The organism is Fodinicola feengrottensis, assembly GCF_039530045.1.
Classification (GTDB): domain Bacteria; phylum Actinomycetota; class Actinomycetes; order Mycobacteriales; family HKI-0501; genus Fodinicola; species Fodinicola feengrottensis.
The window spans coordinates 1-14,005 of the sequence record NZ_BAAANY010000016.1 but is presented as its reverse complement, the minus strand read 5'-3'; the positions used below and the strand labels follow the sequence as shown (position 1 = coordinate 14,005).

Here is a 14,005-nt window from a genome sequence, read left to right as displayed (position 1 = left end):
ACCGATCACCTGGATGATCGCCGAATGGCCCCCAAAAGAAGAAGAACCCACAAAATACTGGCTATCCAACCTCCACCCCAGCACCCGACCGAAAACCCTCGTGCAACTCGCAAAAATCCGCTGGCGCATCGAACACGACTACAGAGAACTCAAAACCGGACTCGGCCTCGACCACTTCGAAGGACGATCCTGGCTCGGCTGGCACCACCACGTCACCCTCACCAGCGCGGCACACCTGTTCATCACCAAAACCAGGCTCACCAACCCAAAAGCACCAGCGCCGGCCCACCCCCAACCCTTTACCAAATAATACGAGAAATCCAGCACATCCTCGCCACCTGGGCCGGCGCATGCCATACCTGCCACCAAATTCTACGAACCTAACAAAGTACTACTAATTCTTGCAGAAAAAAGTGCGGAAACGCCGCCGCGGAGACCAATCTGTGGAAAAGCCTGGGAGCCCAGACTTTTCCACAGGGCAGGTCAGAAAGAGATCGCCGGCAGCACCTGTACGTCCGAGGCGCGTACGAACGCGATGCGGTGGTTGTACTGGATCTCCACGTAGCGGGTGTGGCCGGTGACGACGGTGTGGTCGCCGGGATACGACGAGTCGATTGTCGGGGCGTAGTAGTAATCCGTCGACACTCGCCACTCGCCGAGGGTGTAGCGCTGGCCGGCCGCGATCGTGTAGGCGAGGGCGTCGTCGGGCTGGACCGGTACGGGACTGCCGTTGTACGCGGCCGCTTCTGGATATGCCTTGCCGTAGACCGGGATGCTGGCCAGGCCGTGCCGCGGGGTGATTTCGAAGCCGGCCGACGAGTACGCCGTTGGGGTGCTGCGCGGGTTCAGGAACCAGGCTTTTTGGCCGAGGTACCAGATCGCGCTCCAGTCGCCGGACCGCCCCGCCGCCACGAACTGCTGGCCGGCTTCGGCGCGGGCGCCCCAGTCGGCGATGTCGGTGGTCGCCGGCCCCGCGTGTAGGCCGACGTCGGTGACCAGCGGCGCGTCGGCGGATGGGGACGTACGCAAATAGACGAAATTGCTGCCCTGTGCCGCACACGGCGTGCCGCTGCCCGAGGTGTCACAGCCGGACACCGGCAGCTGCTGGGTGGCGAAGTTCGGCGCGATCGTCAGCAGGCCGCCGTGCCGGTCCTGACGCGGGGTGGCGTGCAGCAGGTCCAGGTAGTGGTTCCAGTCCCAGAACGGTCCCGGATCCCAGTGCATACCCCGAATTTTGTTGGTCGACAGGCCAGGAACGTTGCCGTGGCCGATAATGTGCTGACGGTCCAGCGGAATGTTGAAACGCTGAGCCAGATAACGCACCAGTTTCGCGGACTGGCGATACATCGCCTCGGTGTACCAGGTGGCCCCGGCGGCCGCGAAGCCCTCGTGCTCGATGCCGATCGAGTGGGTGTTCACGTACCAGTTTCCGGCGTGCCACGCGACATCCTTGGTCGGCACCATCTGAGTGATATGGCCGTCGCTGGAGCGCATCACGTAGTTCGAGGTGGCCTGGGCCGCCGGATTCTGGAACCAGCTGACCGTGCCGTTGTAATAGCCCTCTTGGTCGTGAATCACGATGTACTGGATTTTCGACGTCGACGGCCGGTTCGCGAGGTCGTAGTTTCCGTACGCCTCCTTGCTTGTCCCGGTCTGTTGGTACGCCGCCGGAATGAAGTCGCAGTCCAAAGTGGACGGACAATCCGGCTGGGTGGTGCCGGCCGCGGGAGCGCTCAGGTGCAGTGCCGCCAGCTGACCGGTGGCCGGCGAGACGCCCGGGGCGGCGGCGAGGGTGACCTGCTGGCCGTCCACGGTCTGCCGGCTCATGCCGGTACGGATGAGGTCGAAGACCTGGTCGGCGAATTCCTTCGCCCCGGCCGTCGTGGTGGCGCTGGAGTAGCGGCCCACCGCGCCGTACCAGTCGCCGGCCGTTCCCGTCGCCGGTGCGTCGAGCGCGTGCTGATAACTGGCCAGCAGTGCGGCCGCGCCGGCGATGTTCGCGGTCGGGTCGGTCCGCAGCCGGTCCGCGCCGATGCCGGTCAGGCTGGCGGCCGTGGGGAGCGTGCGCAGGGCCGGCGCGTCGAGGCCGGCGCCCGACACGGGCGCCGCGGCTGGGCCGGCCGGGCGGTTCGCGTCGCCGCGCGGGTCATCGCCGAAGTCGCCGGAGCCAGAGCCGGAGCCGGAGTTGGAGGCGGAACTGGAGCCGGAGCCGGAGGCGGCCGGCGCGTGGTCCACCACGTACCGCGCGTCGGTGAGGTTCATCGGCCCGTACCCACCGGACGAGCTGGGCGAGCCGGCGTGGTCGTCCCACCGCGACTCCAGGTACGAGACACCGAGCAGGACCGTTTCTGGTACGCCGTAGTGCTGAGCGGCCGCGGCGAAGGCCTGCTGCCGGTCGCCGGCAGCGGGCGGTGGTGCCGCCGAGACGGCTGGGGATGCCAGCACGGTCGCGAGGGCGGCGACCGTCGCGGCGGCGAGGATCGGGCGGAGTCGGGGCATCGGAAAGCCTCCAGGACGGCAATAACTAACCGTTGACAAGGGCGTGAGCGAAAGGATCCTACTGGAGGGGTTGCCCGTTTCGACCAGTGATGGGCTGTTGTGTGGAAAACGTGTCCGAGGCCGGACGGGCACGCTTGCGCAGGTCGGGGCGGTAGTCGCCGGTGCGGCGGACAGTATCCTCGGAGCTAGCGGTCGTCCCGGCATAGTGGCCGGTCCCGCCTTTTTGATCGAAGGGTGCGTCGCGTCGTGCGCGTCTACGACTCTCTCGTCGACCTGGTGGGGAACACCCCGCTGGTCAGACTTTCCAGTGTCACCAGCGGAATCTCCGCGACCGTGCTGGCCAAAGTGGAGTATTTCAATCCCGGCGGCAGCGTGAAGGACCGGATCGCCCTGCGGATGATCGAGGCCGCGGAAGCATCCGGCGAACTCAAGCCCGGCGGCACCATCGTGGAGCCGACCAGTGGCAACACCGGGGTCGGGCTGGCCATCGTGGCCCAGCGCAAGGGTTACAAGTGCGTCTTCGTCTGCCCCGACAAGGTCAGCACCGACAAAATCAACGTCCTCCGGGCGTACGGAGCGGAGGTCGTGGTCGCCCCGACCGCGGTGGCGCCGGACAACCCGGAGTCGTATTACAACGTCTCCAACCGGCTGCTGCAGGAGATCCCGGACGCCTGGAAGCCCGACCAGTATTCCAACCCGGAAGGCCCCGAGTCGCACTACCGCTCCACCGGCCCGGAGATCTGGGACGACACCGATGGCAAGGTGACACATTTCGTCGCCGGCGTCGGCACCGGCGGCACGATCAGCGGCACCGGGCGCTATCTCAAGGAAATCTCCGATGGGCGCGTACGAGTGATTGGCGCCGACCCGGAGGGCTCGGTCTACTCCGGCGGCTCGGGCCGGCCCTATCTGGTGGAAGGCGTCGGCGAGGACTTCTGGCCGACCGCGTACGACCCGAAGGTGCCGGACCAGATCCTGCCGGTGTCGGACCGCGACTCGTTTCTGATGACCCGCCGGCTGGCCCGCGAGGAGGGCCTGCTGGTCGGCGGCTCATGCGGGATGGCCGTGGTCGCCGCGCTGGAAGTGGCCCGCAAGGCCGGTCCGGACGACGTGGTCGTGGTGCTGCTGCCCGATGGCGGCCGCGGCTACCTGTCCAAGATCTTCAACGACGACTGGATGGCCGACTACGGTTTTCTCGGCAGTGGCGCCGATGTCACGGTCGGGGACGTGCTGGCCCGCAAGAGCGGCAAGCTGCCTGAGCTCGTCCACGTACACCCCAATGAGACCGTACGGGAGGCGATCGACATTCTCCGCGAGTACGGGGTGTCGCAGCTGCCGGTGGTCAGCCAGGAGCCACCGGTGATGGCCGCCGAGGTGGTCGGGACGGTCGTCGAGCGAGATCTGCTGGACGCCTTGTTCAGCGGTCGGGCGCAGCTCGCCGACGGGCTGGAGAAGCACATGTCGGCCGCGCTGCCGATGATCGGAGTGGGGGAGCCGGTGCAGGCCGCGATCCACGCTCTGGAGAAGGCGGACGCCGCGCTGGTGCACGACGGCGGCCTGCCGACCAGCGTCCTGACGCGGCAGGACGTGCTCGGCTACCTCGTCCACGAATAGCACCTGACGGGACGAGATCTTGGTTAGTTGGCCCGCGCATAACAGAGTGTCTCTTCTGTACGGGCCAACTAACAACGAAAACCGCTATTAGGGCGTGTCTCCTAACCCCAGGCGGCGAGGGCCAAGCCCAAGCGTCGGCTGCCGGCACCGGGCGATCACCCCCATACAACAACGGTATGAAGGTGACCGCCCGGCACCGGCAGCCAACGCTTGGATCTCGACCCTCATCCACCTGGAGTTAGGAGACACGCCCTAGGCGGGCAGGCTGGTACGGCGGGTTTCCGGGTCGGCGGAGGTCAGGGCCAGCGCCATCCGTTTCGCGTTGGCCTGGGCCTCGCGGGCGACCGGCTGGCGTGCGCGTTCGTACGAGCTGAAGGCCAGCGGGACGGGCAGGTGGGGCATGGTCAGCAGGTCGGCCAGCAGGGCCGCGTCCTCGATGCCGACGCCGGCGCCCTGACCCAGGGTCGGGCTCATGGCGTGCGCGGCGTCGCCGATGAGGGCGACGCGGTTGCGGACCCACTCGTCGGTTTCGACCTGATTGACGTTGACGTAGATGCCTTCGACCTCGGACGTCAAGCCCTCTCGTACGGTCTGCCAGGGCCCGATCGCGTCCGGGAACAGATCGGCGATCTGCGGTGCCGTCAGTTCGCGGCGGTTGTCCGGCTCACCGGGCAGGAAGACCATGATGTGCAGGTCGCCGTCCGGGCGGGTGTTGAAGCCCAGCAGCGCGCCCGGGCCGGTACGGATGCCGGTGTAGTCGATTTTTTCGCTGTTGGGAATGCGAAACCTGGTGATCGCGACGCCGGTGTAGGTGGGGCGCGGGCCGCCCAGGACCTCCGTACGGGTCCACGAGTCGATGCCGTCGGCGCCGATGACGGCGTCGAAGACCTGCTCGTCGCCGTTGTCGAACCGGACGAGTACGTCGTCGCCGCGGTCGTCGACCTCGACTGGTTTCACGCCCGTACGAACAAGGTCGCGGACCGGCGCCAACATGGCCTGTTGCAGGCCCGTACGACTGAAGACCGAGTTCAGGACGCCGGTCCTGCAGCGGATGTGGCCGCCATCGGCGTCGATGAGGTAACTGCGTTCGGTGCGGTGGTGCGGCCAGGTGGGCGCATCGTCGAAACCGAGCAGCTTCAGCGCCGCGTAATGCCGGGCGGACAGCGTGATCGCGAGGCCGACGGCGGTCAGTTCGGCGGCCTCCTCGACGACGACCGCTTCGACGCCGCGCCGGCGCAGGCCGGTCGCGAGCGCGAGGCCGGCGATGCCGGCGCCGATGATGAGGATGCGCTTGCCGGTCATGAGGGGGAGTCCTTCCGCGCGGAAGTCACGGTCATTCCGCCGTCGATGGTGAAAACCTGTCCGGTGACCCAGCTCGCGGCCGGATCGATGAGCCGGTGGATCCAGTCGGCCACCTCGGCCGGGTCGCCGAGCCGGCCCAGCGGCAGCAGGGCCGCTTCGCGCTTCTTGATGTCCGCGAGCTGGCCCGCCGGGGCCAGCCGCTCTAACAGACCGGAGTCGGTCGGGCCCGGAGCCACCGCGTTGACCCGGATTCCGCGGTCCGCGAGCTCGCTGGCCCAGCTCCTGGTCAGGTAGTCGAGGGCGGCTTTGGAAGCGCCGTAGAAACCGCTGGCGAGGCTCGGCAGTTGGCCGAGTGCGCTGGAGACGTTCACGATCGACCCGCCAGTCTTGGCCAGGTGGGGAATGCTGGCGGTCACCAGCCGGGCCGGCCCGATCAGGTTGATGGCGAGCATTTCGGTGATCGCCTCGAAATCGGTCTCCTCGGTCGGCATTCGTACGTGCATGCCGGCGTTGTTGACCAGGGCGTCCAGCCGGCCGTACGCGCTGATCGCGAAGTCGACCGAGACGGTCGCCCGGTCCGCGAACGCGAGGTCCGAGGTGATCGAGCGGATGTTCGGGTTCTGGTCGGCGACCTCCCACAGGGTGTCTTCCTGGCGTCCGGTCACCACCACCCGCCACCCTTCGCGCGCGAGCAGCAGGGCGGTTGCCCGGCCGATGCCGGAGCCGCCGCCGGTGACCAGTACGACCGGGGAGTCGTCGTTCGCGATGCTCATGCGGTCGCCGCCAGTTCGGCCGGCGCGATCGAGCTGAGCTGGATCGGCAGCGCGTGCAGTCCGCGCATCAGTGGACTGATCCGCCATTGCAGCTCTTTTGGTTCCACGGCAAGGGAAATCTCGGAGGATCGGCGCAGTAGCGTGTCGAACGCGAGTTGGCCTTCCAGTCGGGCCAGTGGCGCGCCCAAGCAGTAGTGCAGGCCCTGTCCGAAGGCCAGGTGCTGGTTGCCGTTTCGTTGTACGTTCAAGTCGTCCGCCTCGCTGACCAGCGCCGGGTCGTGGTTGGCCGAGCCGAGCGCGAGCAGCAGGCCCTCACCGGCGGCGATCCGTACGCCGGCGATGGTCAGGTCCTCGCTCGCGTATCGGATGGTCGCGTGCGACACCGGGCTGTCGTAGCGGAGCAGTTCCTCCACCGCGTCCGGCGTACGCGCCGGGTCCGACCGCAGCAGTTCCAGCTGGTCGGGGTGCTGGATCAGCGCCAGCAGGCCGTTGCCGAGCAGGTTGACGGTGGTCTCGTGGCCGGCGATGAGCAGCAACATGAGCGTGCTGAGCAGCTCCTGCTCGGACAGTACGTCCTTGCCGTTCTGGATCACCGTGGTCGTGACGTCGTCCGCCGGATGGTCGCGCTTGGTCCGCACCAAACCGCCCATGTACTGGATCAGCTGGGCCACCGCGGCCGGCCGGGTGGTCACCGACTCCTCGTCAGTGTTGAAGATTTTCGGTGTCCACTCGCGGAAAAGCCGCCAGTCGTCGGCCGGGATGCCGAGCATCTGGCAGATCACCGTGATCGGCAGCGGCACCGCGAACCGCTCGATGAAGTCGATCGTCTCGCCGGCCGGCAGGTGGTCGATCAGGTCGTCGGCAATGGCCTGGACGGCGATCCGCAGGCTCTGGATCCGCTTTCGGGTGAACAGGCCGCTGACCACCCGCCGCAACCGCGTGTGGTCGGGCGGATCGGTGTTCAGCAGCGTACGGATGCCGAACTGATATTGCGGCGGCTGTTCCAGGTGCAGGCGGGCGTCGTGCAGTGCGGCGACCACGTCGTCGTGCCGGCTGACCAGCCACAACTCGGCGGGGCCAGGGGTGCCGGGCGGGGTCTTGATCCGCTCCACCGGTGCGTCCGCGCGGAGGTTCGCGTATCGCGCGTACCTGTCAGCTCCGAACACTGGGTCGATGTTCATCCCAACCTCTCCAAGGACGTAATACTACGGTTGTAGTGATACGTTGACACTATGCCCGTAGTGGTTAAGCGTCAAGAGAGTGTGTCCGAGAGGGCAGTCTGACGCGGCCGTGTCAAGTGATCGCCCATTTGGCGTCCGTGAGGCCCGCTATGGGCAGCCTGACGGAAAGATTGACACGGTGATGGTAATGTTCGGCCATGACAGATCTGAAGGCGTTTATCGCCGGCCTACCGAAGGTTGAGCTGCACGTACACCACGTCGGGTCGGCCTCGCCGCGAGCGGTCTCCGCGCTCGCCGCCCGCCACGAAGGCACCACCGCGGTGCCGGCTGACCCGGCCGCGCTCGCCGACTACTTCACGTTCAGCGACTTCGCGCATTTCATCGAGGTCTACCAGAGCGTGGTCGCGCTGATCCGCACCACCGAGGACCTGCACCTGCTGACGTACGAGGTGGCGCGCGACCTCGCCGCGCAGCAGGTCCGTTATGTCGAGCTGCAGGTCACGCCGTACACGCACTTCCTCGCCGGCATCGCGACCCAGGACCTGTGTGCGGTCATCGAGGACGTACGAGCCATCGCCGCCCGCGAGTTCGGCGTTCAGATGCGGTGGATTTTCGATATCCCCGGCGAATACGGCATCCCGAGCGCGGATGTCACGCTGGCGGCGGCGCTGGGGCAGCGGCCGGACGGGCTGCTGGGGTTTGGGCTCGGCGGGCCGGAGATCGGGCATCCGCGGGGCACCTTCCAGTCGTACTTCGACCAGGCCATCGCGGCCGGCCTGCACTCGGTGCCGCACGCCGGTGAGTCGACCGGGCCGCAGACGATCTGGGACGCGCTGACGTTGCTGCGTGCCGAGCGGATCGGGCACGGCACGCACTGCATGGAGGACCCGAAGCTGGTCGAGCATCTCGCCGAGCGGCAGATCCCGCTGGAGGTGTCGCCGACCTCGAACGTGTGCACCCGGGTGGTCGAGTCGTACGCCCAGCACCCGCTGCCGCGGATGGTCGAGGCCGGCCTGCTGGTCACCATCAACTCGGACGACCCACCGATGTTCGGCACCACGCTCACTCATGAGTACGAGGTGGCCGCCGACCTGCTTTCGCTCGACGCGGCCGGCGTCGCGGCCCTGGCCAAAAACGCGGTGTCCGCGTCTTTCGCCGATGTGTCAACGAAAAACCAGCTGACCGCGGAGATCGACAACTACCTGTCGAGCACTGCGACCAATTCACCGGACCCGACCGGCACCAGCGTCGAATAGCAGTTCGGGGCGTCCGCCAGCAGCTTCGCGAGCGGGGCGATCTCGTCCGGGTGCGAGGTCGCGTTGTCCGCGACCAGCAGCCCACCCGGGCGGATCACCCGCAGCGGATGCGGCCACCAGCGCGGATATTCGGTCCGCTCGGCGTCCAGGAAAAGCAGGTCGACCGAGTCGTCCGGGAGGTCGGCGAGAAACTGTCCGCCGTCGGCGATTTTCAGGTCCACCCGGTCGGCGAGGCCGGCGGCGGCGATGTTCGCGGCCGCGTCGGCCTGGGTGACCGGGTCGGTGTCCACTGTGGTCACCCGACCGCCGACCGCGGCACACGCGTCCGCCAGCCAGATCGTCGAATAACCATTGGACGTACCAATTTCCAGCACTCGCGGCGCCGGGATCGCCCGGATCAGGGTGATCAGAAAAGCCGCCGCGCCCGGATCGACATTCCGCCGCCGCTTCAGCCGATCCGGCTCCTTGCCGTCCCATGCGCGACCTTCGTCGTACAACTTGTTCAGCAGCTGCCTGCGCGCGTCGTCCATGCGCTTCATCTTCCCGCCGCTTTTGTACGCCGCTCCCACTCTGTGAGATTTCTCCGTGCTCATGCCAATGGGCCCGTTGACTGCCCCCCTCAAAATGCAGTCAACGAGCCCATTGGCAACACGGTTACGGGAGGACTTTTTCCAGCGCGGTCAAGGCGAACTCCAGCTCGTCCGCGGAAATCGTCAGCGCCGGCCGGAACCGGATCGCCCGCTCGCCGCTGGGCAGCGCCAGCACGTGCTCGTCGTTGCGCAGCCGGGTCAGCACGTCGTCCCGTACGTCCGCGTTCTCCAGGTCGAACGCGACCATCAGCCCAAGACCGCGGACATTGCTGATCGGGTGCGTCTGGGCGAGCTCGCGCAGCCCGGCCAGGAACTGCTCACCGCGCTGCGCGGCCTGCTCGATCACGCCGTCCTGCTCGATGATCTCCAGGTAGCGCCGGGAGCGGACCATGTCCACCAGCCCGCCGCCCCAGGTGGAGTTGATCCGGCCGCTGACGGTGAAGACGTTTTCCGCGACCTCGTCCACTCGCCGGCCGGCCATCACGCCGCCGACCTGGACCTTCTTCGAGAAGGCGACGATGTCCGGCTCCAGGCCGAAGTGCTGGTATGCCCACGGCTTGCCGGTCGTACCGACGCCGGTCTGCACCTCGTCCAGAACGAAGAGCGCGTCGTAGTCATGGCACAGGTCCTGCATCGCCAACAGGAACTCGGCGCGCATGTGGTTGTCGCCGCCCTCGCCCTGGATCGGCTCGGCGATGAAGCACGCGATGTCGTGCGGGTTGGCCTCGAAAGCCGCCTTGGCCTGCGCGAGCGCCTGCTTCTCGGCCGCCTCGACCGCGGCCAGCGCCTCGTCGGTGACCGGGAAGGTCAGCGCCGGCACGTCGATCCGCGGCCAGTCGAACTGCGGGTAGCGGGCGGTTTTGCCGGGATCGGTGTTGGTCAGCGACATGGTGTAGCCCGTACGCCCATGGAAGGCGTGCTTGAGGTGCATGACCTTGCTGCCCAGCTCCGGCGAGCGGCCGGCGGCCTCGTTGCGTCGGCTCTTCCAGTCGAAGGCGACCTTCAGCGCGTTCTCCACCGCGAGCGCGCCGCCCTCGACGAAGAACAGGTGCGGCAGCGCCGGGTCGCCCAGCACCCGTACGAACGTCTCGACGAACTCGGCGAGATGGGTGGTGTAGATGTCCGGGTTGGCCGGTTTGTTCGCGGCGATCTCGGCCAGCAGGCCCATGAACTCCGGGTCCTCGACGACGCCCGGTACGTTCAGACCCAGCGGCGCGGACGCGAAGAACGTGTACATGTCCAGGTAGCGCTCGTCGGTCCGGGCGTCGACGATCCACGAGCCCTGGCTCGCCCGGGTGTCCAGCACCAGTTTGAAGCCGTCGGTCAGCAGATGTTCGGCCAACTTGTCGTGTACGTCGGCGGGTGCGATGGCCGTACCAATGGTTGCCGTCATGATTGAAAATTTCCCCCCATCCGGGCGAGTGTCCGCAAGAATTCCTTTCAGAGGGTACGTCTTAAGCAACATCCGTCGCCAGGGGAGAGGGCTGGCCACAATGGATCAAGGAAACCTTGCAGCCGTACGCGCCGAGAATCCAGACAAAACCGGCACAAATTTCATGATCGACAAAAGGTCGTCCGGCTGGCGCCGGCGCCACGGTCAGCTGTTGAGGCTCTGCCAGGAGTCGTTGTGGCGAAGCACCCAGGACCGCAGGTGCGGATAGCCGCGGACCGACACCGGCCGGCGGGAGCGCAGCGAATACGTGTCGTTCTGCTGCAGCAGGGTGGATAGCTCCCGGTCCACCAGCACGGTGCCCGGGCGGGCCACCGAGGTGAGCCGGCTGGCCAGGTTGACGACGGAGCCGAAGACGTCGCCGAAGCGATGCAGCACGCTCCCGTACGCGAGGCCGATCCGCAGCGGGGGAAGGCCGTCCTGCTCGCGTGCGGGGTCGGTCAGCCGGAGCGCGATCTCGGCGGCGTCGGCCGGGCTCTCAGCGACGAAGAGCACCTCGTCGCCGAGGGTTTTGACGATGCGGCCGCGGTTCTCGGTGACCGCGAGCGCCGCATCGGTCTCGAAATCCTCCAGCAGGGTGGCCAGCTCGGCCTTCCCGATCCGCCGGGTCATCGACGTGAAGCCGACGATGTCCGCGAAGCCAACCGCCATCTCGCTGGTGGCCAGGTCGTCGCCGGTCTCCATAAGTGCACGGCCGATCGCCGCTGTGAGCTGGCGCCGCCAGACGTACGACTGCAGCCGTTCGACGACCGGGATGAGTTCCTCGACCAGCGCCACACCTGCGGCCACATCGTTGCCGCGCTGGTCCATAAGACCGCGGAAAAGCTGCACCTGCCAGTCTGCGAGCCGCGAGAAGGCCTGCGCGATGGCGCGCGCCAGCGTGGTCTCATCGCTCCCCGGGATCAGGTCGCCGTCGATCAGCGAGTCCCAGAGCTTCAGCGCCATCACGTCGCTGTCGGTGAAAACCACCGGGTCGTCGCCGACGTTCGCGAAACCCATCGCGGTCCACAGCCGCTTCGCGCGCTCCAGCGGCACGTCGGCGGCCGCGGCGACCTGGTTCCGGGAGTAGCGGTGCGGGCCGCCCAGCAGGACCTGCTCGAGCACCGCGATCGCGTCGGCGCCGGTCTCCAGCTCGCCGGTCCCCATCAGGTGGTGTGGACGATCAGCACATCGCACTCGGCGCGGTGGGTGACCGCCAACGGCACCGAGCCCAGGATCCGGCCGGCGAGGGTGTTGAGGCCACGGTTGCCCACTATCAGCAGGTCCGCGTGGTGCTTGCGGGCCGCCGCGCTCAGCGACTTCACCGGCTCGCCGCGGACCGCGATCGTCTCGATGGCCAGCGCACCGGCCGCTTTCGCCCGGTCCGCGGCCGTCCGTAACGTGTCCTCGGCGGGCGTCGATCCGACGATCTGGTAAGCGTCGTCGCCGAGCACGTCCTGCGCCCGGTCCACGTCGCGCGGCTCGGACGGCACGTACGCGCAGACGATGACCAGCTTGGCGCCCTTGCCGGCGCGAGCGATCTCGCCGGCCCGGTCGACCGCCTTCAACGACGTCTCGGAGCCATCGGTGCCCACCACAATGGTCTGGTATGCGCTCATTCGGCTGCACCCCTTCGGCCACGGCAAAGGATCAGGGTCCGTACCTTACCGCCGAGTACGTTCGCCGGCCCGCCGACCTCGTGCCAGCCGATATTGGCTTGTCAGCGGGCTTAGCGTGGAGGCATGTCCGGTCGTGAGCTGAGTCGGCGTTTCTACCATCAGATCGTCGGTCCGCTGCTGGCTCGTACGCCACACGCGGCCGCGCTCCTGGGCGACGGCTCGGAGGTGCTCGGTTTCGACGACGTGGTATCGACCGATCACGATTTCGGGCCTCGCGCGCAGATTTTCCTGCCCACGGAGGTGGATCCCGACCCTGTCGAGAAGGCATTGACCGCGTTGCCGGCGGTTTTCGAAGGCATGCCGGTCGCGTACGTCGACATCGACCGGCACGGCGGCGAGCCGCCGCACCAGGTGGAGGTGACCACCGCGCCGGCCTTCTTCACCGCCCGTCTCGGGTTCGACCCGGTCGACGCATTGACGTTGGCCAACTGGCTGCTGTCCCCGACCCAGCGACTGGCGACCCTCGTCGACGGCGTTGTTTTCCATGACCCGCTGGAAATCTTGACTGCTCGGCAGTCGAAGCTGCGGTGGTATCCGGACGACGTGTGGCGGTACGTGCTGGCAGCTCAGTGGCTGCGGGTCGGCCAGCAGGAGGCGTTCGTCGGCCGTACCGGTGGGGTCGGTGACGACCTGGGCAGCGCGATCGTCGCGGCTCGGGTCGTACGCGACCTGGTTTTGTTGGCATTTCTCATCGAGCGCCGGTGGGCGCCCTACAGCAAGTGGCTGGGAACCGCGTTTTCGCTCCTACCGCTGGCGAAAACCGTCGGACCGCCGTTGAGAGACGCTTTGCATGCTGAGAACTGGCGAGATCGTGAGGCCGCCGTCTGCGCCGCCGCCAGCCTGCTCGCCGCCGCCACGAACCGCCTCGGCCTCGCCACCGAGATCGACCCGGCGCCCCGCCAGTTCCACGACCGGGACGTACGGGTGCTCGACGCCGAACGCTTCACCGAGACGCTGACCAGCGCGATCACCGATCCGGAAGTGCTCGCGCTGCTTGCTCGGCTGGGCCGTCGATCGGACGGCACGGTCGGCTCCCTGTCCGGCTCCATCGACCAAGCCGTCGACAGCACCGACGTACTCATGCACCCGTCCCGCTGTCGAGCCCTCGCTCCGGCACTGGGCCTCTGAACGCCCTGCGCTCCCCTCGGCGTCGGCGTCATGCGGCCCATTTCCGACTATTTCTTCCTCGGTCGAGCATCGGCGTAAGAACATCCCGGACCGCCGGGATATGCAGGCGTGCCAATGCGCTCTTGTCAACGAGGTACCTCGTCATCCCCACAGACGTTCCTCCGCGCCAGGTTCCAGGAGAGCGTCGAAGGCGCCGCTCTCGGCCAGTGACACCAGATCTTGCCCGGCGGCTCGCCTGATGACCTGACGAATCGCGGCATCGATCGTGTCACGGATAGTTTCGGTGCAGAAGATCTGTTTCGCCTGCCCAAGCCTATCCATATTGATATCCACGCTGGTCTTGATCATCTGCGTCCCTCCTGCTCGGACCCCAACGCCCGCTTTGGGCATCGGCGAAGCCTCACTAGAACGGTGGTGGTGGGTATTCGTCGTTGGGGGTTACGTCGTACGTTCGTCCGGTGGGGCTGGTCCAGAGGAATCGGCCTGGTGTTGGTTGGGTGACGGTCCAGCCGTGTTCTTTGATGTCGTTGTGGAATTTGCATGCTGGTCCGGTG

At 67.2% G+C, this 14,005-nt stretch carries 13 protein-coding genes; 4 read left to right on the top strand and 9 right to left on the bottom strand.

The annotated features are described in order from the left end of the window. Nucleotides 1-310: transposase (locus ABD301_RS21550; RefSeq protein WP_344312133.1), on the top strand; the 310-nt coding region annotated here is incomplete at its 5' end. Nucleotides 311-483: 173 nt separating this feature from the next. On the opposite strand, the gene ABD301_RS21545 is transcribed toward ABD301_RS21550, so the two are convergent. Next, complete coding sequence (locus tag ABD301_RS21545) at nt 484-2,499, bottom strand: N-acetylmuramoyl-L-alanine amidase (protein WP_344312131.1); 2,016 nt, start codon at nt 2,497-2,499, stop codon at nt 484-486. 246 nt (nt 2,500-2,745) lie between these two features. Between ABD301_RS21545 and ABD301_RS21540 the strand changes: the two genes are divergently transcribed. Next, a complete protein-coding gene (locus tag ABD301_RS21540; protein ID WP_344312136.1) occupies nt 2,746-4,113 on the top strand; it encodes a cystathionine beta-synthase in 1,368 nt (455 codons plus the stop codon). Between the two features lie 252 nt (nt 4,114-4,365). On the opposite strand, the gene ABD301_RS21535 is transcribed toward ABD301_RS21540, so the two are convergent. Genes ABD301_RS21535 through ABD301_RS21525 form a run of 3 tightly spaced genes read right to left on the bottom strand, consistent with a single transcriptional unit; the run spans nt 4,366 to nt 7,369 of the window. After that, complete coding sequence (locus ABD301_RS21535; protein WP_344312128.1) at nt 4,366-5,415, bottom strand: FAD-dependent monooxygenase; 1,050 nt, start codon at nt 5,413-5,415, stop codon at nt 4,366-4,368. Then, nucleotides 5,412-6,188, bottom strand: coding sequence for an SDR family NAD(P)-dependent oxidoreductase (locus ABD301_RS21530; protein WP_344312125.1), 777 nt, complete (start codon nt 6,186-6,188; stop codon nt 5,412-5,414). Before ABD301_RS21530 ends, ABD301_RS21535 begins: the two co-directional genes overlap by 4 nt. After that, nucleotides 6,185-7,369 carry a cytochrome P450 family protein gene (locus tag ABD301_RS21525; protein WP_344312123.1) on the bottom strand — a complete coding sequence of 395 codons (1,185 nt, stop codon included), beginning with the start codon at nt 7,367-7,369 and terminating at the stop codon, nt 6,185-6,187. The genes ABD301_RS21530 and ABD301_RS21525 overlap by 4 nt, the downstream gene beginning before the upstream one ends. Nucleotides 7,370-7,566: 197 nt before the next feature. Here ABD301_RS21525 and ABD301_RS21520 point away from each other — a divergent pair, with 197 nt between their 5' ends. Next, nucleotides 7,567-8,625, top strand: coding sequence for an adenosine deaminase (locus tag ABD301_RS21520; RefSeq protein WP_344312120.1), 1,059 nt, complete (start codon nt 7,567-7,569; stop codon nt 8,623-8,625). On the opposite strand, the gene ABD301_RS21515 is transcribed toward ABD301_RS21520, so the two are convergent. The 4 genes from ABD301_RS21515 to ABD301_RS21500 form a co-directional block, all read right to left on the bottom strand. Continuing rightward, nucleotides 8,568-9,155 carry an O-methyltransferase gene (locus ABD301_RS21515; protein ID WP_344312115.1) on the bottom strand — a complete coding sequence of 196 codons (588 nt, stop codon included), beginning with the start codon at nt 9,153-9,155 and terminating at the stop codon, nt 8,568-8,570. The genes ABD301_RS21520 and ABD301_RS21515 overlap by 58 nt on opposite strands. A 124-nt stretch (nt 9,156-9,279) precedes the next feature. Next, a complete protein-coding gene (lat, locus tag ABD301_RS21510; RefSeq protein ID WP_344312112.1) occupies nt 9,280-10,608 on the bottom strand; it encodes an L-lysine 6-transaminase in 1,329 nt (442 codons plus the stop codon). A gap of 204 nt (nt 10,609-10,812) precedes the next feature. Beyond that, nucleotides 10,813-11,811 carry an adenylate/guanylate cyclase domain-containing protein gene (locus tag ABD301_RS21505; protein WP_344312110.1) on the bottom strand — a complete coding sequence of 333 codons (999 nt, stop codon included), beginning with the start codon at nt 11,809-11,811 and terminating at the stop codon, nt 10,813-10,815. After that, the gene (locus ABD301_RS21500; protein WP_344312109.1) at nt 11,811-12,263 is read right to left on the bottom strand and encodes a universal stress protein; all 453 of its coding nucleotides are present in this window, start codon (nt 12,261-12,263) and stop codon (nt 11,811-11,813) included. Before ABD301_RS21500 ends, ABD301_RS21505 begins: the two co-directional genes overlap by 1 nt. 123 nt (nt 12,264-12,386) lie before the next feature. On the opposite strand from ABD301_RS21500, the gene ABD301_RS21495 reads away from it, so the two are divergent. Then, a complete protein-coding gene (locus ABD301_RS21495; RefSeq protein WP_344312108.1) occupies nt 12,387-13,451 on the top strand; it encodes a DUF4037 domain-containing protein in 1,065 nt (354 codons plus the stop codon). A 141-nt stretch (nt 13,452-13,592) separates the two neighbouring features. Here ABD301_RS21495 and ABD301_RS21490 read toward each other — a convergent pair whose 3' ends face one another. After that, complete coding sequence (locus tag ABD301_RS21490) at nt 13,593-13,799, bottom strand: hypothetical protein (RefSeq protein ID WP_163568661.1); 207 nt, start codon at nt 13,797-13,799, stop codon at nt 13,593-13,595. Nucleotides 13,800-14,005 lie beyond the last annotated feature (206 nt).